This window comes from Hymenobacter lapidarius (assembly GCF_001816145.1).
Classification (GTDB): domain Bacteria; phylum Bacteroidota; class Bacteroidia; order Cytophagales; family Hymenobacteraceae; genus Hymenobacter; species Hymenobacter lapidarius.
Genome location: NZ_MDZB01000011.1, coordinates 39500 through 61452 on the forward strand (window position 1 = coordinate 39500; position 21953 = coordinate 61452).

The 21953-nt window shown below is 62.7% G+C and carries 19 protein-coding genes; 9 read left to right on the plus strand and 10 right to left on the minus strand.

Going from position 1 to position 21953, the window contains the following annotated elements; all coding sequences use genetic code 11:
• Window positions 1-29: 29 nt before the first annotated feature.
• The 3 genes from galE to BEN47_RS00330 form a co-directional block, all read right to left on the minus strand.
• Window positions 30-1055 (minus strand): UDP-glucose 4-epimerase GalE, encoded by a 1026-nt coding sequence (gene galE / locus BEN47_RS00320; protein ID WP_070724271.1) that lies wholly within the window; start codon window positions 1053-1055, stop codon window positions 30-32.
• 102 nt (window positions 1056-1157) lie between these two features.
• Window positions 1158-2453 carry a nucleotide sugar dehydrogenase gene (locus tag BEN47_RS00325; RefSeq protein WP_070724219.1) on the minus strand — a complete coding sequence of 432 codons (1296 nt, stop codon included), beginning with the start codon at window positions 2451-2453 and terminating at the stop codon, window positions 1158-1160.
• A 4-nt stretch (window positions 2454-2457) separates the two neighbouring features.
• Window positions 2458-3084, minus strand: coding sequence for an acyltransferase (locus BEN47_RS00330; protein WP_070724220.1), 627 nt, complete (start codon window positions 3082-3084; stop codon window positions 2458-2460).
• A gap of 92 nt (window positions 3085-3176) precedes the next feature.
• On the opposite strand from BEN47_RS00330, the gene BEN47_RS00335 reads away from it, so the two are divergent.
• Entirely contained in the window at window positions 3177-3764 is a 588-nt protein-coding gene (locus tag BEN47_RS00335; protein ID WP_070724221.1) for a Uma2 family endonuclease, read from the plus strand.
• Here the strand turns inward: BEN47_RS00335 and BEN47_RS00340 are convergent, their stop codons facing one another.
• From BEN47_RS00340 to BEN47_RS00355, 4 genes are all read right to left on the minus strand, one after another.
• On the minus strand, window positions 3765-5207 hold the full coding sequence (locus tag BEN47_RS00340; RefSeq protein ID WP_070724222.1) for an aldehyde dehydrogenase: 1443 nt from the start codon (window positions 5205-5207) through the stop codon (window positions 3765-3767).
• Window positions 5208-5259: 52 nt separating this feature from the next.
• Window positions 5260-6210: a glycosyltransferase family 2 protein gene (locus BEN47_RS00345; RefSeq protein WP_070724223.1), complete on the minus strand. Its 951-nt coding sequence runs from the start codon at window positions 6208-6210 to the stop codon at window positions 5260-5262.
• Window positions 6211-6244: 34 nt separating this feature from the next.
• A complete protein-coding gene (locus tag BEN47_RS00350; protein WP_070724224.1) occupies window positions 6245-7003 on the minus strand; it encodes a class I SAM-dependent methyltransferase in 759 nt (252 codons plus the stop codon).
• Between the two features lie 112 nt (window positions 7004-7115).
• Window positions 7116-9422 (minus strand): DUF6311 domain-containing protein, encoded by a 2307-nt coding sequence (locus tag BEN47_RS00355; protein WP_070724225.1) that lies wholly within the window; start codon window positions 9420-9422, stop codon window positions 7116-7118.
• 232 nt (window positions 9423-9654) lie between these two features.
• Between BEN47_RS00355 and BEN47_RS00360 the strand changes: the two genes are divergently transcribed.
• The 4 genes from BEN47_RS00360 to BEN47_RS00375 all read left to right on the plus strand — a co-directional run bounded on the left by BEN47_RS00360 (window position 9655) and on the right by BEN47_RS00375 (window position 14283).
• Window positions 9655-10206 carry a carbohydrate binding domain-containing protein gene (locus BEN47_RS00360; RefSeq protein WP_070724226.1) on the plus strand — a complete coding sequence of 184 codons (552 nt, stop codon included), beginning with the start codon at window positions 9655-9657 and terminating at the stop codon, window positions 10204-10206.
• Window positions 10193-10741: a carbohydrate binding domain-containing protein gene (locus BEN47_RS00365; RefSeq protein ID WP_125921419.1), complete on the plus strand. Its 549-nt coding sequence runs from the start codon at window positions 10193-10195 to the stop codon at window positions 10739-10741. Before BEN47_RS00360 ends, BEN47_RS00365 begins: the two co-directional genes overlap by 14 nt.
• Before the next feature lie 191 nt (window positions 10742-10932).
• On the plus strand, window positions 10933-12303 hold the full coding sequence (locus BEN47_RS00370) for a hypothetical protein (RefSeq protein ID WP_125921420.1): 1371 nt from the start codon (window positions 10933-10935) through the stop codon (window positions 12301-12303).
• A 126-nt stretch (window positions 12304-12429) separates the two neighbouring features.
• Window positions 12430-14283: a hypothetical protein gene (locus BEN47_RS00375; RefSeq protein ID WP_070724229.1), complete on the plus strand. Its 1854-nt coding sequence runs from the start codon at window positions 12430-12432 to the stop codon at window positions 14281-14283.
• A 161-nt stretch (window positions 14284-14444) separates the two neighbouring features.
• Here the strand turns inward: BEN47_RS00375 and BEN47_RS00380 are convergent, their stop codons facing one another.
• Complete coding sequence (locus tag BEN47_RS00380) at window positions 14445-15170, minus strand: glycosyltransferase family 2 protein (protein ID WP_070724230.1); 726 nt, start codon at window positions 15168-15170, stop codon at window positions 14445-14447.
• A gap of 139 nt (window positions 15171-15309) precedes the next feature.
• Window positions 15310-16095, minus strand: coding sequence for an SDR family oxidoreductase (locus tag BEN47_RS00385; protein WP_070724231.1), 786 nt, complete (start codon window positions 16093-16095; stop codon window positions 15310-15312).
• Between the two features lie 225 nt (window positions 16096-16320).
• Here BEN47_RS00385 and BEN47_RS00390 point away from each other — a divergent pair, with 225 nt between their 5' ends.
• The 4 genes from BEN47_RS00390 (at window position 16321) to BEN47_RS00405 (ending at window position 20087) form a co-directional block, all read left to right on the plus strand.
• The gene (locus tag BEN47_RS00390) at window positions 16321-16854 is read left to right on the plus strand and encodes a 3-hydroxyanthranilate 3,4-dioxygenase (RefSeq protein WP_070724232.1); all 534 of its coding nucleotides are present in this window, start codon (window positions 16321-16323) and stop codon (window positions 16852-16854) included.
• A gap of 82 nt (window positions 16855-16936) precedes the next feature.
• A complete protein-coding gene (locus BEN47_RS00395; protein WP_070724233.1) occupies window positions 16937-17971 on the plus strand; it encodes an amidohydrolase family protein in 1035 nt (344 codons plus the stop codon).
• A 70-nt stretch (window positions 17972-18041) separates the two neighbouring features.
• Window positions 18042-19316, plus strand: coding sequence for a kynureninase (gene kynU / locus BEN47_RS00400; RefSeq protein WP_070724234.1), 1275 nt, complete (start codon window positions 18042-18044; stop codon window positions 19314-19316).
• 93 nt (window positions 19317-19409) lie between these two features.
• Window positions 19410-20087 carry a hypothetical protein gene (locus BEN47_RS00405; protein WP_070724235.1) on the plus strand — a complete coding sequence of 226 codons (678 nt, stop codon included), beginning with the start codon at window positions 19410-19412 and terminating at the stop codon, window positions 20085-20087.
• 144 nt (window positions 20088-20231) lie between these two features.
• On the opposite strand, the gene BEN47_RS00410 is transcribed toward BEN47_RS00405, so the two are convergent.
• Window positions 20232-21866 (minus strand): glycosyltransferase family 39 protein, encoded by a 1635-nt coding sequence (locus BEN47_RS00410; RefSeq protein ID WP_070724236.1) that lies wholly within the window; start codon window positions 21864-21866, stop codon window positions 20232-20234.
• Window positions 21867-21953: the final 87 nt, after the last annotated feature.

Genomic DNA, 21953 nt, shown 5'->3' on the forward strand with positions numbered 1-21953 from the left:
GCTTCGGCAAGCTCAGCATGACGTTTTGATTACTTCTTATCGGCCAGTGTTTGCTGCCACTTCCAGGAACTGGCCAGCGAATCGAGCAACGACGTTTCGGTTTTAAAACCCAGAACTTCCGCGGCCTTGGTGGCGTCGGCGTAGATGGCGGGCACGTCGCCGGGCCGGCGTGGACCAATGCTGTAGTTCAGTTTCTGGCCGCTGGCCTGCTCGAAAGCCTGCACCACTTCCAGCACCGAATTGCCATGACCCGTGCCCACGTTGAAGGTTTCGACGGTGTCGGTGGCCTTGCGGTCTAGCAGGCGCTGCACGGCCACCACGTGGGCTTTGGCCAGGTCCACTACGTGAATGTAGTCGCGCACGTTGGTGCCGTCCGACGTGTCGTAGTCGCTGCCATTGATGGTCAGTTTCTCGCGAATGCCGGCCGCGGTTTGGGTGATGAACGGCACGAGGTTGTTGGGCACGCCCAAGGGCAGCTCGCCAATCCGGGCCGATTCGTGCGCCCCGATGGGGTTGAAGTAGCGCAGCAAAATGGTGCGGAGCTTGTTGTCCGGCGCCGCCGACACATCGTGCACGATTTCCTCGCACATCTGCTTGGTGCGGCCGTAGGGCGAGGAGGCCGGCTTGGTGGGCGTTGCTTCCGTCACGGGCAAGGCATCGGGAACGCCATACACGGTGCAGGACGAGGAAAACACCAGGTTTTCAACGCCAAACTCGGGCATTACCTTCAACAAAGTCAGCAGCGAGCCCACGTTGTTCTGGAAGTAAGCCAGCGGCTTTTGCACCGACTCGCCCACAGCCTTGAAGGCGGCGAAATGAATGACGCCGGCGATGTCGCTTTCCTGCTTCAGCACCCAGCGCAGCGCGTCGGCATTGGCGCAGTTGATGTCGTAGCACCGTACCTCGTAGCCCAGAATGGCCCGCAGCCCTTCCAGCACCGACTCCTGCGAGTTGCTGTAGTTGTCGATGAGCACCGGCTCGTAGCCAGCCTGCGCCAGCTCAACCACCGCATGCGAGCCAATGTAGCCCGCGCCACCTGTCACGAGAATTTTCATATTGTTAGCCATTAGCTGAAAGCCATTAGCTGTCAGCTTTTTATCAACTGCCGCTCCCAGATGGAGCTAACAGCTAAAAGCTTGCAGCTAACAGCCAAATAATTACAGGCTCCAGTATTGCAGGTCCTTCATTTTGCCGCGGTACAGGCCTTTGATGTCTACGAGTACAGCGTTGTCGGCGGTAATGGACTGGAAGTAGGCCTCGTCTTTGGCGGCATACGGGGCGTGGCTCACGGCCACAATCACGGCATCGTAGTCGGTGCGCACGTCGTCGTTGTGGGTCAGGCGGAAGCCGTATTCGTGGTGCAGCTCGTCGGAGCTGGCGTGGGGGTCCACGATGTCAACGTTAACGGAGAAGTTCTTCAACTCCTGGATGACGTCGGCCACTTTGGAATTGCGGATGTCTTCCACATTTTCCTTGAAGGTGGCGCCCATCACCAATACGCGGCTTTTGGCCACGTCCTTGCCCTTCTTAATCATCATCTGCACCGTTTTGCGGGCGATGTAGGCGCCCATGTTGTCGTTGGTGGTGCGGCCCGAAAGAATGACTTTGGCATCGTAGCCCAGCTCCTTGGCCTTGTAGGTCAGGTAGTAAGGGTCCACGCCGATGCAGTGCCCGCCCACCAAACCGGGCGAGAATTTCAGGAAGTTCCACTTGGTTCCGGCGGCTTCCAGCACCTCGTAGGTGTTGATGTTCATGCGGTCGAAAATCATCGACAGCTCGTTCATCAGCGCGATGTTGACGTCGCGCTGGGTGTTTTCGATGATTTTGGCGGCCTCGGCCACGCGGATGCTGCTGGCGCGGTGCACGCCGGCGTCCACCACCAGTTCGTACACTTTGGCCACGGTATCAAGGGCCTCTTCGTCGTTGCCGGACACCACTTTCACGATGCGGCGCAGGGTGTGCTCCTTGTCGCCGGGGTTGATGCGCTCGGGCGAGTAGCCCACCTTAAAATCAGTGGGGAATTTCAGGCCCGAGAGGCGCTCCATCACCGGGATGCAGTCTTCCTCGGTGCAGCCGGGGTACACGGTGCTTTCAAACACCACGTAGTCGCCTTTTTTCAGCACCTTGCCCACCGAGCCGGAAGCTCCGAGCAGGGGCTTGAGGTCGGGCTGGGCGTGCTCATCGATGGGCGTGGGCACGGCCACGATGTAGAACTGGGCCTGGCGCAGCACCTCCAACGAATCGGTGAAGGTGATGTCGCAGCCGTCGAAATCCTTCTTTTCGAGCTCGCCGCTGGGGTCGATGCCCTGCTTCATCTGGGCCACGCGACCAGCATTGATATCGAAGCCAATAACTTTTAATTGCTTCGCGAATTCGAGGGCGATGGGCAAGCCCACGTAGCCGAGGCCGATGACGGCCAGGGTGGCCTCTTTGCGCAATAGTTGGTCGTACACGTACTTAATTTTTCGAGGTTCGTTTTTCGTTTTTGGCGAGTGAGCGCACCGATTCCCCGGTGGCGCTCAGCTCGTAATGTTCGCCACTCTCGGGGCAGGTAGCCCGGCGAGTGGCATCGAAGGCGAGGCGGTGGCCGTAGGCACTCATCCAGCCTTGCGGCCGGGCAGGCGTGCCGTATACGAGGGCATACGCGGGAACGTCGTGCGTGACTACGCTGCCCGCCCCCACGAAGGCGTAGCGCCCCAACCGTACGCCGCACACGATGGTGGCGTTGGCGCCCACCGTCACGCCTTGCTCCAGGTAGGTGGTCTGGTACTGCCCGGCGCCCTTGCGCGGCACGGCGCTGCGCGGGTTTTTAATGTTGGTAAACACCACCGAAGGGCCCAGAAAAACGTCGTCTTCGCAGATTACGCCGCCGTAGAGGCTCACGTTGTTTTGCACCTTCACGTTGCGGCCCAGGGTCACGCCGTCGGCAACAAACACGTTCTGGCCCAGGTTGCACTGCTCGCCCAAATCGGCGCCGGCGCAGACGTGGCTGAAGTGCCAAATGCGGCTGCCCTGGCCTATCTGACAGCCCTCGTCGAGGATGGCGGTGGGATGGGCGTAGTAATCAGCGGCGGAATGGGGCATTCGGGGCAAGCGGGTGGTTTGGCCCGCAAAGGTAAGGCAACGAGCGGGGTTGGGGTCGTACTTTTGGGTAAACCGCTTAGTTCCGCCGTATTATGAGCCAGTCAGCAAGCCAAACCGAAGCCCGCATCCTCGTTTCGCCCGATGACTACCTGCGCCTAGAATGCGAAGCGGTAGAGAAACATGAGTACTACTATGGCGAAGTCCGGGCTATGGCCGGGGCTAGCTATGCTCACAACCGCATTTGCGCCAATCTGACCGTAGAACTTGGAAGCCAGCTGCGCGGTAGAAGCTGCGCCGTGGTGGGCAGCGACCAGCGACTACAGATTCTCAACGGCAACGCTTACGTGTACCCCGACGTGACCGTGGTCTGCGGCCCGCCCAGTTTCAATGAAACCCGCAAGCCTGAAACGCTGCTCAATCCCACGCTTTTGGTAGAAGTGCTATCCGAATCGACGGCCGACAAGGACCGTGGCGAGAAATTCATGCTTTACCGTCAGATTCCCAGCCTGCAGCAATACCTGATGCTGGATTCGCAAACCCAGCTGGCAGAACTATACACGCGGCAACCCAACGGCTACTGGCTGTTTATGGAAACCCGCGACCCCGCTGCCGTGCTCGACTTGAGCAGCGTAGGCTGCCAGGTGCCACTGGTGGACGTGTATGAGGGAGTAAATTCATAGTCAAAGTTTCACGCACACGTTCTGCGCCTCGGTGAAAAACCGCAGTGCCTCCAGGCCGCCCTCGCGGCCCATGCCGGAGTTTTTCATGCCGCCGAAGGGCGTGCGCAGGTCGCGGTGTAGCCAGGTATTGACCCACACGATGCCGCTGTGCAGAGCCTGCGCCACGCGGTGCGCCCGGGTGAGGTTGGTGGTCCAGATGGTGGCTGACAGGCCGTAGTCGGTGCTGTTGGCCCAGGTTATGGCTTCGTCCTCGGTGTCGAAAGGCGTGAGGGTGACTACCGGGCCGAATATTTCTTCTTGGTTGGTGCGGCAGTCATGGGGCAAGTTCTCAAACACGGTGGGTTCCAGGAAATAGCCTTCGGCGCACCGGCCGGGCAGCGTGACGCGGTGGCCGCCGGCCAGCAGCGTGCCGCCTTCTTCGTGCGCCAGTTTGATGTAGTCCAGCACCTTATTCAGATGTGCCTCGCTCACCAAAGCGCCTTGCTTGGTGTCGGCTTCGAGCGGGTCGCCTACTTTTTGGGCTTTTAGCTGCCGCAGGAATTCGGCTTTAAACTCCTCGTACACTGGTCGCTCGATGAAGATGCGCGAACCGCACAGGCAAATCTGGCCTTGGTTGGCGAAGCTGCTGCGGATGCTAGTGGCGGCGGCGGCGGCCAGGTCGCAGTCGGCAAAGACAAGGTTGGGGTTTTTGCCGCCCAGTTCCAGGCTGAGCTTTTTGAACAGGGGTGCGGCGGTGCGGGCCAGCTGCCGGCCGGTGGCCGTGCCGCCCGTGAAGCTGATGGCCTTGATGCCGGGGTGTTCCACAATGGCCTGCCCGCAGCCCGGCCCGGTGCCGTGCACAATGTTGAGCACGCCCGCAGGCAGCCCGGCTTCCTGGCACAGCTCGCTCAGCAGAAACGCAGTGGCGGGCGTGATTTCCGACGGTTTGGCCACTACGCAGCAACCCACGGCCAGGGCCGGCGCAATTTTCCAGGTGAAGAGGTAGAGCGGCAGGTTCCAGGGCGAAATGCAGCCCACTACGCCGATGGGGTGGCGAACGGTGTAGTTCAGGGCTACGCCTTCCTGCACGTGCGCTTCGGTGGCAAAATGCTCGGCGGCCGTGCCGAAGAAGTGAAAATTGGAAGCGGCGCGCGGGATGTCCATCACGCGCGCCAGGCTCAGGGGCTTGCCGTTGTCGCGGCTCTCGGCCTGGGCTAAGCGCTCCAGATTGGCGTCGATGAGGGCAGCTATTTTGACCAGGATGCGGCCCCGCTCCTCGGCCGAGCGGGCGCGCCAAGCGGGCAGGGCGGCTTCGGCGGCGCGCACAGCGGCGGCCACATCAGCGGGGCCGGAGTCGGGCAGCTGGCCGTAGACCTGGCCGGTGGCGGGCTCGATGTTGTCGAGGTAGCGGCCCGACAAAGGCGCCACGAGCTGGCCGTTGATGTAGTTCTGGAGCTGAAGCATGGCGGGCGGGGGTAATGACAAAACTACTACTCCCGTTGCCGCGGCTACTCCCTTACCGGCCCGGCACGGGGATAGCGGGAATATTGGTATCTGAAATCAGATAAAGTGGCCGTTGGCGCACATTCGCCGATAGCCGGGCCATGTACTCGCCGATGATGCCCACCGAAATAAGCTGCACCCCGCCCAAAAACAATATGCTTACCATCAGCGACGGCCAACCGGGCTGGTAGTCGTGGGTCACAAAGCGCGAATACAGCGTGTAGATGCCCACCAAAAAAGCAACGCCTGACACCACGAAGCCGCCGATGGTAGCGGCTTTGAGCGGCACATCTGAAAAAGCCGTGATACCGTCCAGCGCTAGGCGTATCATTTTGCGGTAGGTGTAGCCGGTTTCGCCGCCGGCCCGTTCCGCCCGGTCGTACTCGATGAACGTTTGGCGGTAGCCAATCCACGAAATCTGGCCCCTGATGAACTTGTTCTGCTCGGGCATAAGCCGCAGCCCTTCGACTACTTTGCGCGAAATAATGCGAAAATCGCCGGTGTCCACGGGAATGGAGATGTGGGTGATGCTGGCCAGCACGCGGTAAAACAGGCGGGCAGTAATTTTTTTAGCCACGCTGTCGCCTTTGCGGGAGCGCCGTTTGGCGTACACCACTTCGTATCCTTCGCGCATTTTCAGGTATAGCTGCGGGATGAGTTCGGGCGGGTCCTGCAGGTCGGCGTCAATGATAACGACGGCCTCACCCGCAGCCCGGTCCAGACCCGCCGTCACGGCAATTTGGTGGCCGAAGTTCCGGCTGAAGTCAATGTAGCGCACTCGCTCGTCGCGGGCAGCCAGGGTCAGTAGCAAGGGCAGCGACTGGTCGCGCGAGCCGTCGTTAACGAAAACTAACTCGAAGCCACCGGGCAGGGCCATGGGCTCCAGCACGGCCAGCAGGCGCTGGTAGAGCTCGCCGATGTTGGACTCCTCGTTGTAAATGGGGATAATAACGGATAACTCCACGCGAACTAGTAGGGTCGAGCCTGTGGGCAGGGCATCAGGCGGGCTTCTGAGCCAACGCGAATACACTTACTCCCAAAGGCAGGTTGAAGTAACGCAACAAGCGGTTTTCGGCTTTCACCCACAGCAACAGCAGGCTGTTGGCGGGCCCGGCAAAATGATGCAGGTCGCCGGTAGCACCGGCCTTGGGCTCGGGTGAAGCCGGCCCGGTCAGGAGCCGACGCCCCAGCCGCAAGGCGGCGGTGGGGAAATACATGGCCGCATTCCAGAACGAGCTGCGCTGGGCGCGCAAGCCGGCCCGGGTGAGGGCCGCAACCAGTCCGTGGCGGGAATAGCGGCGGAAATGGTGGTTCACCACGTCGTGTTCGCTCCAGAGATAGGCGTGGGCGGGCACAAAAACCAGTAACTGGCCACCCGGCTTAAGCACCCTCGCCCACTCGCGCAAGGCCTTGCCTTCGTCGCCAATATGCTCGAGCACGTCGGAGGCAATAACCAGGTCGAACCGGGCATCGGCAAACTCTAGAGCGGCGCCGTCCATCACCGAAACATGGGGCACGCCGCGGGCCTGAGCCAGCTCAATGGCAGGCTCGCTCACGTCGATGCCCGTGATATCGGTGTAGCCCGCGGTCCGTAAGCGCTGCATCAGGGGGCCGCCGGAACAGCCAATTTCCAGAATAGCGGCGGAAGCGGACAGGTTCAGGCTTTTGACTAGGTCGTACACTGCGTCGCGGCGGCTGGCAAACCACCAGTGCTGCTCTTCCAGCTGGTGGTATTTAGCTTCATAAGTTAAATCCATGCCGAACAAAAGTACACAATTTGGATTACCACCTGCTTTCTCAATCCTACGTGTAAGTGCGAAGAAACCAACAACTTCAGCCCGGCAATGTATTCTTTAGAAACGCTGACTGTCAGGGAGCCAAGGGATAGGTGTTCTTGATAAGCCGGCGCTGCTGGCCTTCTCCCACGTAGTAATACACGTCGGTGTTGATGGGGCGAATCAGCAGGTCGTCGGCCAGCAGGTCGCGGTTTTCATAGAGCACTTCGAGGCGCGTCACGCCGGGCAGCAGCCGGAAGGGCACCACCACGCGCACCCAGGTGCCCATTACCTCAGTGGTTTTGCGACCATCCACCACCGACTCGCCCACCGGGCCGTTGGCGTCGTAGAGCTTGACGCGCATGTTGCCGTAGCCGTAGTCAGACCTGCCATTTATCCAGACCGAGGCTTCGTAGCGGCCGGTATCGGCCGGCGCGGGCACGGGGCCGTCGTAGAGCGTGGAGAAACCGTCTTTGGCCTGATACCAGGCGCCGGCCCCCAGGCGCCCGCGGCGGTCGGCTGCTTTATCGAAGGACTCGACCAGCACGCCGGCGGGAGTGGTGGCCCGGAGCCCACCCGCGCGCACTGGCAACGTGGGCAGTAGCGCTTCCGCTTTGGCCCGCTCCTGCGGCAGGGCCGTGGCGGCCAGGGCGGCGATGGGCAGCTCGTAGAGCGCGGCTTCGGGGGCCTGCACGATTAGCCTGGCCAGGCCCACGAGGCGCTGCTCGGCCTCAGTGAGGTAGTCGGGCGTGACGAGCAGCAGCAGGGGCTTGTTGTTGGGGAAATGAGGCAGCAGTTCCTTGGATACCATGGCGCTGCTCAGCAGCTGAATGTGCTGCATGGCCTGGCCCACCGAGGCGCGCGACACGTAGGTAGCCAGCAGCGGCAAGCCGCTGACAGCCGACGCCTTATCGGCCTGATAAATGGAGTTGCTGCTGCCGCTGAGGTCGAATTTGTCGGTGCCCATGTTGTAGTACGGCAGCGGCATAATGGCCTGAAATTCGGACACGCTGCGGTTGGCCCACGTGAGCCGGGCCAGCACGCTGGTGCTGGGGTCGAGAAAGTCGTGGGCACCGGTGCCCACCATCACCTGGTCGGCTTTGGTGGAGACCTGCAGCCAGGCTTCAGTGGCCCAAAGCAGCAGCAAGGGCACGCCCAGCCAGGCCAGCTGGGGCCGGCGGCGGCGGCGCAGGTAGCGCCACATCCGGTACAGGGCATAGGCCGCGTAGGTGGTGGCTACGTAATAAAAAGGCCAGGCAAAGCGCCCCAGCGAGCGGAACTGCTTCACCGGCCCGGAGTGGTCCGTGACCCACGAAAACCAATCCCACTTGAAGGGAATGCCGAAAGCCAGCACCAGCAGGAGCGTGGCCGCCCACAGCCCGGTGCGCAAGTGCAGCGGCAGGGCCGGCCGCCACAGCCGCTGCCACTGGCGCCGCCGCACCACCGCCACCACGCCCAGCACCACCGACACCAGCAGCGTGGCCGTGGCCACGAGCCCGATGTAGGAAAAGCCTTCGTCGTTGTAGTCGTCACTGGGCCAGGTGGCGCGCCACCAGTCGTGCAGCGGCCCCAGCACGGGCGTAAACACGGTGCGCAGCGTGGACAGGTACACGGTGAGGCCGTAGGGGTTCGGGGGCCGGTCGGTGACGTGGTCGGTGGCCCAGATGTAGCCCCGGAACAGCAGCAGCGGCAGCAGCGCTGCCAGCAGCATGCGCCCCAACCAAGGCCGCATCCGCGGTTGCTGCCAAGCCAGCACCAGCACGTGCCCAAGCAGAAAAAAGCAGCCGCAGGCCAGAAAATAGAGCATCACGGCGCCCGTCAGGATGCTGCACAGGCCAAACAGCACGTACCAGCGCCACGCGCGCGGCGCCTCCTGCATGCGGATGATGCAGTACCAGAGCAGCGGCACGAAGCAGGCGTAGCTCAGCGACACGTGGCCGTCGAGCCGGAGCACCTGCGGGGCCATGAACCCGATGAGCAGGGCCAGCACCCCGGCGTAGAGCACCGGCAGCCGGGTGCGGCGCAGAATGGCGTACATCACCACCGGCGTGACCACCAGCGAGGACAGGGCCAGCACATTGGTAATGCCCACGGTGTAGCGCCCCACGGGCAGCCCCAACCGCTCCAGAAACGCCATGACCGCGGCGATGAGCGGCTGCATGTTGGGGTAGTTGAAATGCTCCCCAAACGGGTAGTTCATGCCCGTAAAGCGGTTGCCGGAGTCGTGCAGGGTGTAAAACGCCGTGGCGTAGTAGCTCTGCAGCGCATCGCCGCCCGCCTTAAAGAAATAGTCGTTGGGGTTGGCCAGCACGGGGCCGAACAGCACGACGAGCAGGATGGCCGCAGCCAGGGCCACGCCGCCCATGCCCCACCAGTGGGCGTTGCGGGAAGTCGAATTCATGCAGGCAGGCAACGGGTGAACCACCCGGGGAAAATCAAATTGGTCATAAACACGCACCGCAGCTCAGCGTCTGTTTTTACAGCTTTCAAAACTACGGCTCAATTCAGGAGTGCGCGTCGCCACGCCGGGCGGTGCTCCATTCGGTGTACTGCCCGGCGTGGTGCCTGTTCATCAACCCGACGAATCAACTAGTTTTGTCCTTATCTATTCGCGATTCTCACCTACTTACCTAATGGGGAAACATCTTCTCAGCTCCTGTGGCCTGCTGGCCGGAACCTGCCTGCTTCTGGCCTCCTGCGCCGGCAACGACGACAACGTGAAAGGCAACCTGGTGACCCGCAACGACTTTGAGGCCGTGCTGGGCTGGGGCGGCAATGCCGACGTGAGCGTGACCAGCGAGAAGGCGCACTCCGGCAAGTACTCGGTGAAGGTGGGCCCCCAGAACGAGTACGGCTACACGTACGTGAACACGCTGGGCAATATGAGCACGGCCAAAACCAAAGCCATCACCCTTTCGGCGTGGGTGTGGATGCCCAACAACCAACAGGCTGCCACCCTGGCGCTGTCCGTGACCCGCTCGCCGGAGCAGGGCGCCTCCCTGTTTTATGGGGGCATCGACCTGAACAAGGCCGTGACCAAGTACAACACCTGGCAGAAAGTATCGCAGACGTTTACCATGCCCGATTCGGTGCAGTCCACGAACCAGCTGAAGTGCTACCTGTGGCGCACGGCGACCAACGAAAACGTGTATGCCGACGACATTACCATCAGTGTCAACGATTAGGGTCCGGCGGCTGGCGGTGGTGGCCGGGACCGCGCTGCTGGCCGCCTGCTCCTCGGGCGAGGCCGGCCGCTGGGTGGGTGACTATGTGACCGCGAACGACTTCGAAGCCCTGCGCGGCTGGGGCGTCGATGTCAATTCGCTCACCCGCGACCATGCGCACTCCGGGCAATACGCCACCTTCGTGAACGCCGAGCGCGAGTACGGCCTCACCTTCGACCTGCCCCTGAACCAGGCCAGCGTGCACCCCCTCAAGGGTGTGGCCGTGGAGGCCTGGGTGTACCTGCCCACTCCGCAGGCCGCCGCCTCGCTGGAGGTGCAGGTGCAGCTGCCCGGCACCGAAAACCGCCAGGCCTTTGCCGGCAGCATCAAGCTGGCCAACCAAGTGAAAGAAGGCGCGAAGTGGACCCGCGTGCGGCAGGAGTTTGCCTTCCCGGCCGGCCTGCCCGGCGAAGCGCACCTGCGCATTTTTCTGTGGCGCAACGCCAGCAGCCAGCCCGTGTACCTCGACGATTTGAAGGTGAAAGCCCTGGAATAAATGGCTGCGCAGAAGCCGCTGGAACTTGAAATCGAACACACACGAACGTCATGCTGAGCTCGCCGAAGCATCTCTACCGCAGTAGTAAAATTGATTAGTTACGCGGTAGAGATGCTTCGGCTGCGCTCAGCATGACGTTCGATTTGATTCATGCCGTTCGACTTCTTACTCCCCTTCCAACTTCCCCCGCAATGCGCTTCCTTCCGACTTTGGCTCCGACCGGCTGGTTCCAGCGTGCCTGGCTGTGGCAGGCGGGCATCTACCTGAGCTTTTGGGTGGAGCTGCGGCTGTTCACGGACCTGCGGCTGCACTACGGCCCGCTGTGGAACCCGGTGCTGTTTTATGCCTCGTCGCTGCTGCTGTGCGTGTTTGCCGGGCTGTACTGGCTCGACCGGCTCGTGGCCCCGGCCGCCCCGCTGCAAGCCAACCGACGCTTCCCGCTGGTGTGGATAGGGCTGGTGCTGGGTGCCGTGCAGGTGCTGTATGCGCAGGCGCCGGTGATTGCCGGCCACGCCATCGACGTGCGCTCGTCGGACATTATTCCGATTCTGCAGGCCTACGTGGCGCGGTTTCGCAGCGGCGAGGTGGTGTACCGCTACCTTACCACCCTGCCCTACCCGTTGTTTCCCAACCACTTGCCCATGCAATGGCTGCCCTACGTACCTGCCGATGAGCTGGGCATTGACTACCGGTGGTGGGCCATGGGCATTCTGCTGCTGCTGGGGTTTGGGGCGTATCAGTTCACGCTGGCCCGGCAGCCGCTGTCGTGGCTGGGCTTCCTGCTGAAGGTGGCCCTGCCTTCTTACGTGCTCTATCGCCTCATCACGTACGACGGCGAGCTGTACGCCCACCCCGTGGAGCCCACCATCATTGCCTACTACTGCGTGCTGGCCGCCAGCGTGTTGAGCCGCTCGGCGCTGCTACAGGCAGTTGCGCTGGTGCTGTGCCTGCTGTCGCGCTACTCGGTGGTGTTTTGGGTGCCGTTTTACCTGTGGGTGTTGTGGCGCGAGGCCGGCCGGCGCCACGCCATCACGGTGGCGGCGCTGGTGCTGGCGGGCGTGGTGGGCATCTACGTGGTGCCGTTCCTGAGCAAGGACTGTACGATTTTCACCCACGCCCTGAGCGAGTACCGCATTGCCACGCTGGGCGAGTGGAGCCGCACCGACGGCCTCGACGGCTACCCGCCCCAACTTTTTGCGGGCGTGGGGCTGGCCTCCTGGTTCTACACCTACGGCCCCGCCGACATCGCCGCCCGCATTGGCCTGCTCCAGAAGGCGCACGTGCTGCTCTCGGTGGGGGCCGTGCTGCTGGCCGCGGGCCTCTACCACCGCCTGCGCCTGCGCTTCGACTACCGCCTATTCGCGCTCATCGCCCTTAAGTTTTACCTGGCCACGTTCTACGCCTTCATCCAGATTCCCTACCCCTACCTTACGTCATTGGGCCTGTTCATCTCGGTATTTTTGGTGATGATGACGGGGGCAGGGCAGCAGAAAACAGTTGAGCCATCGGCCAAAAAAGACCGTCATGCTGAGCTTGCCGAAGCATCTCTACCGCAGCAGTAATCCAATCGCAGAATTTAGTGGTGGCACGCGAGATACTTCGGCTGCGCTCAGCATGACGGTCTTATAGCATGACCGTTCCATTAGCTTGACGTTCTTTTTGGCAGGAATGCTCATTCACAACTCCCCATGAAGCCTCGTTTTCCCCATCCCTACTCGCTACTGGGCATCCTCATCCTGTTTCTGCTGATGGTGCAGGCGCGGCTGTGGGCGCCGTACTGGGACACGCACAACGTGCAGGCCATTCTCACCTGGGACGCCATGGGGTACTACATCTACCTGCCGGCGCAGTTCATTTATCACGACCTGGGCCACATGGGCTTCGCGCAGGACATCATGCGCGAGTACAACCCCAGCAGCTCGTTTTACCAGGCGTTTCAAGTACCTGGCGGGCCCGAGGGCCAGCTCGTGACCAAGTACACCTGCGGGCTGGCGCTGCTCTGGACGCCCTTTTTCTTTCTGGGCCACTGGGCCGCCGCGTGGCTCGACTACCCGCAGGACGGGTTTTCACCGCCTTACCAGATTGCCATTGCCTTCGGCGGGCTGCTGTTTGCGCTGCTGGGCCTGGGGCTGCTGCGCCGGGTGCTGCTGCGCTACTTTTCCGATGTGGTGACCACGATGGTGCTGGTGCTGCTGGTGCTGGGCTCCAACTACTTCCAGTACGCGGTGTTTGATGCGGCCATGGCCCACAACTACCTGTTTACGGGCTACGCGCTGCTGCTCTGGCTCACCATCCGCTGGCACGAGCGGCCCACGCGGGGCGGGGCTTTTGCCATCGGCCTCACGCTGGGCCTGCTGGTGCTCATTCGGCCTTCCGAGGCCGTGGCGGCGGTCATTCCGTTGCTATGGGGCTTGGGCTCGGGGGCGGCGGCGCGGGAGAAGCTGGCGCTGCTGCGCGCCCGCTGGATGGACGTGCTGCTGCTGGGGCTGGGCGGCGTGCTGGGCGTGCTGCCGCAAGTGCTGTACTGGCACTGGGCCACGGGCCACTTCATTTTCTACAGCTACGGCGACCAGCACTTCAGCTTCCTGAAGCCGCACATCTGGCAGGTGCTGTTCAGCTTCAAGAAGGGCTGGCTGCTGTATTCGCCGCTGCTGCTGCTGCCGCTGGCGGGCCTGGCGGTGCTGTGGCGCACCCACCGGGCGGTAGCCGTGCCGGTGCTGGCTTTTGTGGTGCTCAACCTGTGGGTGGTGTCGGCCTGGGACATCTGGTGGTACGGCGGCAGCATCGGGCAGCGGGCGCTGGTGCAGAGCTACGCCGTGCTGGCCCTGCCCTGGGGCGCCGCGGTGGCGTGGCTGCTGGCGCCCGAGCGCCGGCCGGCGCTGAAGGCGGGCGCCGTGGTGGCGGTGGTGCTGCTGGTCGACTTAAACCTGTTTCAGCACTGGCAGTACATGCGCTCCATCATCCACCCCGAGGAGATGAACAACCGCTACTACTTTGCTGTGTTCAACAAAACCATGCCCACGCAGGCCGATTTTGCCCTGCTCGACGTGAAAACCCGCCTGCCCAAAGCCGAGCGTTTCTACCGCCCGCAGCTCATCGGCAAGCTGGATTTTGAGAACCAGCCCACGGACGCGGCCACCGGCCTTTCGGCCGACATGGGCTACTACAGCCGCCAGTCGTTCCGGGCCGATGCCGAGCACGCCTACGGCCCCGCCCTGACCCTCAAGCTGGCCGATGCCGGCCTCACGCCCGGCCAGTACGTACGGGCCTCCTGCCGGGTGTATTCGGACTACGGCGCCTGGGGCAACAAGCTGGTGATGAGCGTGGAGCGCGACGGTAAAAATGTGGTCTGGAATGCCATCCGCCTGCAAAACAACCTCAGCCTGAACCGCTCCTGGAACCTGGTGCATTTCGACGCCCCCATTCCCGCCGAAGCCCGCCCCACCGACGTCCTCAAAATTTACGTGCTGAGCGAAAATGCCTCCGGCTGCTACATCGACGACGTGCAAGCCGAGTGGATGAAGCCCAACACGAGTTGGTAGCGGGGCGATTGATGAAGAGAGTGGAACGTCATGCTGAGCGCAGCCGAAGCATCTCGCGTGCAGCAACTAATCCAATCGATTGAATTTACTACTGCACGCGAGATGCTTCGGCTGCGCTCAGCATGACGTTGTAAATTGACCTTTCAAAACTCCCCCAGGCGTTACTGCCCCAGCAGACCGTATTTGACGATGCAGTAAATGGCGCGAAACCCGTCGCGCCAGCCGATTTTCTTGCCCTCGGCGTAGGTGCGGCCGTAGTAGCTGATGCCCACCTCGTAGATGCGCACATTTGGCACCCGCGCCACCTTGGCTGTCACCTCGGGCTCGAAGCCGAAGCGGTTTTCTTCCAGCTTCAGGCCCTGAATGATGTCGCGCCGGAAGAGCTTGTAGCACGTCTCCATGTCGGTCAGGTTCAGGTCGGTGCACATGTTGGAGAGGAACGTGAGCACCTGGTTGCCGATGCTGTGCCAGAAGAACAGGATGCGGTGCGGGTTGCCGCCCAGGAAGCGCGAGCCGAACACGACGTCGGCGAAGCCCTTGAGCACGGGCTTTATCAGCAGGTTGTACTCTTCGGGGTCGTACTCGAGGTCGGCATCCTGGATGATGACGTAGTCGCCGGTGGCCTCGCGGATGCCCGTGTGCAGGGCCGCGCCCTTGCCCTGGTTCACGGCGTGCGCCAGCAGACGCAGGCCCAGCTCGGGGTAGCGGGCGGCGTAGGCCCGGATGGTGTCAGCCGAGGCGTCGGTCGAGCAGTCGTCGACCAGAATTATTTCCTTGCCGATGTCATTCACCAGCCGCAGCTCGCGCAGCAAATCCAGAATCTGGTGGATGGTGCGGGCTTCGTTATAGACCGGAATGACGATGGAAAGCGTGTTGAATTTTACCAAAACAGGGAGGGCTTGCGTGGGGCAAAAATAACGCTGCGCTTAATGAAGAATGAAGAATGAGGAATGAAGAGTTACTTAACCTGGAAATTCCTCATTCTTTATTCCTCATTCTTCATTAAGCGCAGCGGAACGCGCAGCGTCAAAGGCTGCCGGTGCGGCCGCCGTCCACGGGCACGCTGGTGCCGTTGATGTAGCCGGCCGCCGGCGAGGCCAGGAAGGTCACTGCGGCTGCCACCTCCTCGGCCAGCCCAAAGCGGCGGGCGGGAATGAGCTTGAGCATCTCGGCTTCGATGGCTTCGGCCGACTGGCCGGTTTGGGCTGCTTTTTTCTCCACCAGCGAGTGGTGGCGCTGGGTGAGCGTGGCACCGGGCAGCACGTTGTTTACCGTGATGCCGTGCGGGCCCAGCTCATTGGCCAGGGTTTTGGCCCAGCTGGCCACGGCCCCGCGAATGGTGTTGCTCACGCCCAGGCCCGGCAGCGGCACTTTCACCGAGGTGCTGATAATGTTGATGATGCGCCCGTAGCCAGCCGCCTGCATGCCCGGCACCACGGCCTGCGCCAGTAAGTGGTTGCACACAATGTGTTGATTGAAGGCAATGCGCAGGGCCTCGACCGGCGCAGCCAGCAGGGGGCCGCCGGGAGGGCCGCCGGTATTATTCACTAAGATGTGGAAGCCTTCGGGGTGCTCGGCCAGATAGCCCTGCACCACGGTTTCGAGGTGGCTGGGGTCATCAAAATCGGCCACCAGGTAGTTGTGGCGTGCTTCGCCGGGCGTGGGCAGGGCGGCGGCGGTTTCGCGCAGCCGCTCTTCGTTGCGGGCCAGCAGCGTGACGGCGCAGCCGCGCTCGGCCAGGGCCTGCGCCACGGCCCGGCCAATGCCTTGCGTGGAGCCGCCCACCAGGGCGCGATACGGGAGAAGGTCCATGCGGGAAGGGTTGAGGGTTGAGGGTTGATAAGTCAAGCGGGGGGCTTGCGGCTGGAAGCTTGCGGCTTGCACTTTTAATTTTGAGAGCCTGGCCGGCCGCCGTGGAAGCAGCGGCGCAGGCGCGGGCAGCAAACTTGCGCGTAAAAATGCGAAATTGGCGTTTCGTTGGGGCGCCGGCTTCCGTCGGCCTCATCCAACCCTCCCACCCCAACACCCCACCTCCTCATGATAACGCGCCCCTTTAATTTCCAGAAGTGGATTGACGAGCACCGCCATTTGCTGAAGCCCCCGGTGGGCAACCAGCAGGTGTTCAAGGACAACAAGGACTTCATCGTGATGGTGGTGGGCGGCCCCAATGCCCGCAAAGACTACCACGTGGACGCGGGCGAGGAGCTGTTTTGGCAAATTGAAGGCACGATGACCGTCAAAATCATCGAAGACGGCCAACCGGTCGACATCACCATCGGGCCCGGCGAAATGTTTCTGCTGCCGCCCCACGTGCCGCACTCGCCGCGCCGGCCGGCCGGCACCGTGGGCCTGGTGCTGGAGCGCTACCGCGAGGCCGGCGAGCTGGACGGCTTCCAGTGGTACTGCGAAAACTGCGGCCACAAGCTGCACGAGGAGTTTGCCGCCATCACCGACATCGTAGCCCAGCTGCCGCCCATCATGAACAAGTTCTGGGCCTCCGAAGACCTCCGCACCTGCAAAAAGTGCGGTACCGTGATGGCGCCGCCAGCGCCAGTGGTTAGCGGTGAGTGATTAGCGGTTAGTGCCTAACGACCGGAACGCGCCCCGGCACTGCCCCCTAACCGTTTACCACTAACCGCTAACCACTCCCTTTGTGCTTTCCATCGACATTCACACCCACATTCTGCCCGAGCGCTGGCCTGATTTAGCTGAGCGGTATGGGTATGGGGGCTTTATCCGGCTGGACCACCACAAGCCGTGCTGCGCCCGCATGATGCAGGACGACAAGTTCTTCCGGGAAGTGCAGGACAATTGCTGGGACCCCGCCGTGCGCTTGCGCGAGTACGACCAGTTTGGGGTGCAGGTGCAGGTGCTGAGCACCGTGCCGGTCATGTTCAGCTACTGGGCCCGGCCCGCCGACTGCCTCGACCTGAGCCAACTCCTCAACGACCACATTGCCGGCGTGGTGGCCCGCTACCCCACCCGCTACGTGGGCCTGGGCACGCTGCCCATGCAGGCGCCCGCCCTGGCCATCCGGGAGCTGGAGCGCTGCATGAGAATCGGCCTGGCCGGCGTGCAGATTGGCTCACACGTCAACGATTGGAACCTGGACCAACCGGAGTTGTTCGAGGTTTTCGCGGCGGCCGAAGAGCTGGGCGCCTGCGTGTTTGTGCACCCCTGGGACATGATGGCCCAGCAGAAAATGCCCAAGTACTGGCTGCCCTGGCTGGTGGGCATGCCCGCCGAAAGCACCCTGGCGCTCTGTTCGCTGATATTTGGCGGGGTACTGGAGCGGCTGCCCAGGCTGCGCGTGGCCGTGGCCCACGGCGGCGGCTCGTTTGCCAGCACGATTGGGCGCATCGAGCACGGCTGGCAGGTGCGGCCCGACCTCTGCGCCGTGGACAACCCCCACAATCCGCGCAACTATCTGGGCAAGTTTTGGGTTGATTCCCTGGTGCACGACCCGCTCATGCTGGACTACCTGGTGAAGACCCTGGGGGCCGATAAAATTACCCTGGGCAGCGACTACCCCTTTCCGCTGGGCGAGCTGGAACCCGGCCAACTGATAAAATCCATGCCCTTTTCGGCTGACACCAAAGCCCGGATGCTGGGCCAGAACGCGTTGGACTGGCTGGGCCTGGCGCAGGAAAAATTCAGTAGCCCCGCTTCTCTCTTCACCGGTCGCTAGCCGGCCTTGGCCCGAATCTTTCCGGCCCCCGGCCGCCGCGCCCGCGCCCTAGCGCCGATATTTGCACCCTATGATTGACGTTTCTTCATTCCCTACTGCGGCTGAGCTTGATGCGGCCGACCCGCTGGCGGCTTTCCGCCAGGAATTTCACTTCCCCACGGGCCCCGATGGACGCCTGAGCGCCTACCTGTGCGGCAACTCCCTGGGCCTGCTGCCTAAGGCCGCCCGCGCCGCCGTTGAGCAGGAGTTCGTGGCCTGGGAGCAGCGGGGCGTGGAAGGCCATTTCCACGGCGAATCGCCCTGGCTGCACTACCACGAAACCCTGACCGACGCCACGGCCCGGCTGGTGGGCGCCCGCCCGCTGGAAGTGGTGGTGATGAACAGCCTGACGGTGAACCTGCACCTGCTGCTGGTGTCGTTTTACCGCCCTACGGCCACGCGCTACAAGATTTTGATGGAAGGCGGAGCCTTCCCCTCCGACCAATACGCCATCGAGAGCCAGGCCCATCTGCACGGCCTCGACCCGGCCGATGTGATTGTGGAGCTGGTGCCGCGCTCCGGCGAGCACACCCTGCGCACGGCCGACATTGAAGCCAAAATTCAGGAGCTGGGCGACTCGCTGGCCACCGTCCTCATCGGGGGCGTGAATTATTACACCGGCCAGGCCTACGACATGGCCGCCATCACGCGGGCGGGCCACGCCGTGGGCGCCTACGTGGGCTTCGACCTGGCCCACGCGGCCGGCAACCTGGAGCTGCAGCTGCACGACTGGGATGTGGATTTTGCCTGCTGGTGCACCTATAAGTACCTCAATTCCGGTCCCGGCGGCACGTCGGGCGTGTTCATCCACGAGCGTTTTGCCCAGCGGCCCGACCTGCTGCGCCTGGCCGGCTGGTGGGGCCACGACCCCGCCGACCGCTTCCAGATGAAAAAAGGCTTCCGGCCCATGCTCGGAGCGGCCGGTTGGCAGCTCTCCTGCGGCCAGATTTTTCCCATGGCCCTGCACCGCGCCAGCCTCGCCATTGTGGAGCGGGCCGGAGGCATGCCCGCGCTGCGCCGCAAGAGCGAGCAGCTCACGGCCTACCTCGAAACCCTGATTCGGGCAGTGGGGCTGCCCAGCTCTCAGCTCGAAATCATCACTCCCTCCGACCCCGCCCAGCGCGGCGCGCAGCTGTCGTTGCTGGTGCACCAGCGGGGCCGCGAGCTGTTCGACTACTTGGCCCAGGAGGGCATTATTGGCGACTGGCGCGAGCCCAATGTCATTCGCCTGGCACCCGTGCCGCTTTACAATTCGTTTGAGGACGTGCGGCGCGTGGGCGATGCGCTGAACCGTTTTTTCAAGTAAGAACGGGCCCGCCGGGAATGAAGCGGCCGGCATTCCCTGTTCACCCAATCCCGCGCTGTTCCTCTTTGCCCATTCTACACCCCTCATTTCTCCATGGAAGATTACGCCGCTAAGATGCTGCTCAAGACCGACGCGGCCCTGCGCGAGTACGTGACCGGCCATGTCCAGTACCGGGAGGCCGCCGTGCTGGCCGCCTTCGACGAGCTGCGCCGCCGCGGCCAGCCCGCACCCGAAGAAGCCACCCTGCGCCCCGGCCTGGAGGTGGCCGCCACCACCCAGCGCCGCGTGGAGGAAGCCGCCGAAGCCGAGCAGCAGCAAGCCGCCCTCGCCGCCGACCCCGAGGCCGCCGCCGCCGCGGGCCCCGCGCTGTATTCGCCGGCGGCCATCGTGCTGTTCTCCATGTTCTCGGTGGTGATTGGGGGCGTGCTGATGTCGTTGAATCTCTACCGGGTAGGCCGCAAGCAGGCCATTTGGGGGCTGATAATTTTCAGCATTGCCTACGCCTACCTGGGCTCGCTGGCCGTGGCCTGGGCCACCACCATTGGACTAAGCCCAATTTGGGGGGTGCTCATATTCAACTTGTCGGCGGCTTTGGCCTACGTGCTGTGGTTCTGGCCGCGCTACCTGGGCACTGTCCCTTTCCGCAGCCGCAGCGTGCTGATACCGGTGCTGATATGCATGGTCGTGCTATGGGGCATTCAAAAGCTCACCCCCTACCTAATGGAGAACAAGGCAGTGCGCGAGCAGATGAAAGACATCATGCCGAAGTAGACGTAAGAACGTCATGCTGAGCGGAGCTGAAGCATCTCGCGTGCCACCACTAATCTCAACGACTGATTTAGTGACGCAGTAGAGATGCTTCGGCTCCGCTCAGCATGACGTTCCTTTTTTTCCCAGAGCACTTTTGCTCACTACTCACCAGCGGTAAAGCACCGATAAAGCCTTGATACCGTAGGGGCTCACCGTGTAAATTTCCTTGCCCAGGCTGTCGGGGTAGGGCTCGGGATGGGTGCGGTAGGCGCCCAGGAAGTACTGCTCTTTGCCCGGGCCGCCCACCCGAAAACGTGCCCGGTCTTCGGGCTTCATAATGGCGAGGTTGTTCTCGATGAGGCCGCCGTTCTGGGCAGTCACGTTGAGCACGGGGGAATCGTCGTGCTGCAGAATCCACTCCAGGCCCTGCCGGTAGCTCAGGCCCCAGTAGTCGCGCTCAAACAGGCGCTCGGCCTGCGAGGGCGCCAGAAACGAGAAGTAGACCTGCTGCTGCGGGTGCGCCTGCACCATACGCGCCGCAGTGTAGGCCATTTCGCCGCCCGCTACCAGCGCGAGGCCCAGCACCACCGGGCGCACCCAGCGGCGCTGCCGGCTGGCCTGCCACAGCGCCACCGCGCCGCGCCCAGCCAGCAGCAGCATGGCCGGATACACAAAGTACAGGTGCCGCCATCCGTCGTAAATCACCGATTCCAGGGCCACTACCATGATAATCGGCAGACTAAACCACCCCAGAAACAGGACATCCAAACGGCCTTCGAAGGTGCGCAGATACGCCAGGTTGCGGCGCATCAGGGCGTATAGCATCCCAAGTACTCCCAGCACAAACCCCACCGTATAGGCCACCGGAGTGGTGACGATAATCCAGACTGGGGCGTAGTGCCAGGGCAGCTCCAGGGTGCCCACGCGCCGCCCCAGGTACACGACTTCCCCAATCCAGCGGAATTTCTTCATGTTATCGAAGGCGGTGAGAAAATTCTCCACCGGGGCCTCCCACAGGTACGGCCAGCCCGCCACGATGCCCAGCGCGGCCACCGCCAGAAAAACCGGTCCCGCCAGGGCCAACCGCCGCCGCACCTTATGGTCGGGGCGGCCAAAAACGGCTTCCAGCAGGAGCATGCCCAGCGTCATGGCTACGAGCAGAACGCCGAGAATGCGGACGTCTACCGCGGCGGCGGTGGCCAGCCCGTGCACGGCCGCGCGGCCCAGCGACGGCCGTTGCAGCAGCCGCACCAGCGTGTACACGCCCAGCGTGAAAAACGCGAGGAATACAATGTCCTTCCCGTTGTAAAAAGCTTCAGCAAAAAACCGGGGCGACAGCACCAGTAAAGCACTCACCACCAGCCCCCAGCGCCAGCTGCCAAACCGAATTCGGCCCAGATTATACAGTGCCCAGGCGCCCAGCGTGAACACTAAAAATACCGCAAAATGGCGCAGCAGGAAGTACGTGCGCGAGTCCTCCAGCTGCAGGCTTTGGTCGAGCAGCGCCAGGGGCAGCTCGAAAAACACGCCGTGGTCGTTTTCGCGGTATCCGTGGATGTCCGGCGTATCGCCGAATAGGCCGTGCTCGCGCACCAAGTCGGGCGCCAGGAGGCTGGCCACGTACTTGGCGCTCACCATGCCGTTCAGGCGGTCCACGGGCTCGTCCCAAGACACGCCGTAGTCCTGGTAGAGGCCCAGCCCCAGCAGTAGCAGCAGCACAAAATAGGCGCGGACGTAAAAGCCCCGCGGATTAGCCGAAACGTAGCCACGCAGGAATTCCCGCAGACGTGATAGAAGCATAAAAGGAAAGCGGTACTGCGGGTGGGCCCACTGGCCCGGTAGCTCCCCAAAAGTACTTCTCGCAGGACCTTTTTTTGCGAAGCCGGC

What these genes read in the sequence shown, in the direction of transcription:
- BEN47_RS00370 (WP_125921420.1), top strand. Translation starts at nt 10,933, where the DNA reads ATGCGCTTCCTTCCGACTTTGGCTCCGACCGGCTGGTTCCAGCGTGCC.
- BEN47_RS00410 (WP_070724236.1), bottom strand. Translation starts at nt 21,866, where the DNA reads ATGCTTCTATCACGTCTGCGGGAATTCCTGCGTGGCTACGTTTCGGCT.
- BEN47_RS00340 (WP_070724222.1), bottom strand. Translation starts at nt 5,207, where the DNA reads ATGCTTCAGCTCCAGAACTACATCAACGGCCAGCTCGTGGCGCCTTTG.
- BEN47_RS00335 (WP_070724221.1), top strand. Translation starts at nt 3,177, where the DNA reads ATGAGCCAGTCAGCAAGCCAAACCGAAGCCCGCATCCTCGTTTCGCCC.
- BEN47_RS00375 (WP_070724229.1), top strand. Translation starts at nt 12,430, where the DNA reads ATGAAGCCTCGTTTTCCCCATCCCTACTCGCTACTGGGCATCCTCATC.
- BEN47_RS00405 (WP_070724235.1), top strand. Translation starts at nt 19,410, where the DNA reads ATGGAAGATTACGCCGCTAAGATGCTGCTCAAGACCGACGCGGCCCTG.
- BEN47_RS00390 (WP_070724232.1), top strand. Translation starts at nt 16,321, where the DNA reads ATGATAACGCGCCCCTTTAATTTCCAGAAGTGGATTGACGAGCACCGC.
- BEN47_RS00360 (WP_070724226.1), top strand. Translation starts at nt 9,655, where the DNA reads ATGGGGAAACATCTTCTCAGCTCCTGTGGCCTGCTGGCCGGAACCTGC.
- BEN47_RS00330 (WP_070724220.1), bottom strand. Translation starts at nt 3,084, where the DNA reads ATGCCCCATTCCGCCGCTGATTACTACGCCCATCCCACCGCCATCCTC.
- BEN47_RS00385 (WP_070724231.1), bottom strand. Translation starts at nt 16,095, where the DNA reads ATGGACCTTCTCCCGTATCGCGCCCTGGTGGGCGGCTCCACGCAAGGC.
- BEN47_RS00350 (WP_070724224.1), bottom strand. Translation starts at nt 7,003, where the DNA reads ATGGATTTAACTTATGAAGCTAAATACCACCAGCTGGAAGAGCAGCAC.
- galE (WP_070724271.1), bottom strand. Translation starts at nt 1,055, where the DNA reads ATGAAAATTCTCGTGACAGGTGGCGCGGGCTACATTGGCTCGCATGCG.
- kynU (WP_070724234.1), top strand. Translation starts at nt 18,042, where the DNA reads ATGATTGACGTTTCTTCATTCCCTACTGCGGCTGAGCTTGATGCGGCC.
- BEN47_RS00355 (WP_070724225.1), bottom strand. Translation starts at nt 9,422, where the DNA reads ATGAATTCGACTTCCCGCAACGCCCACTGGTGGGGCATGGGCGGCGTG.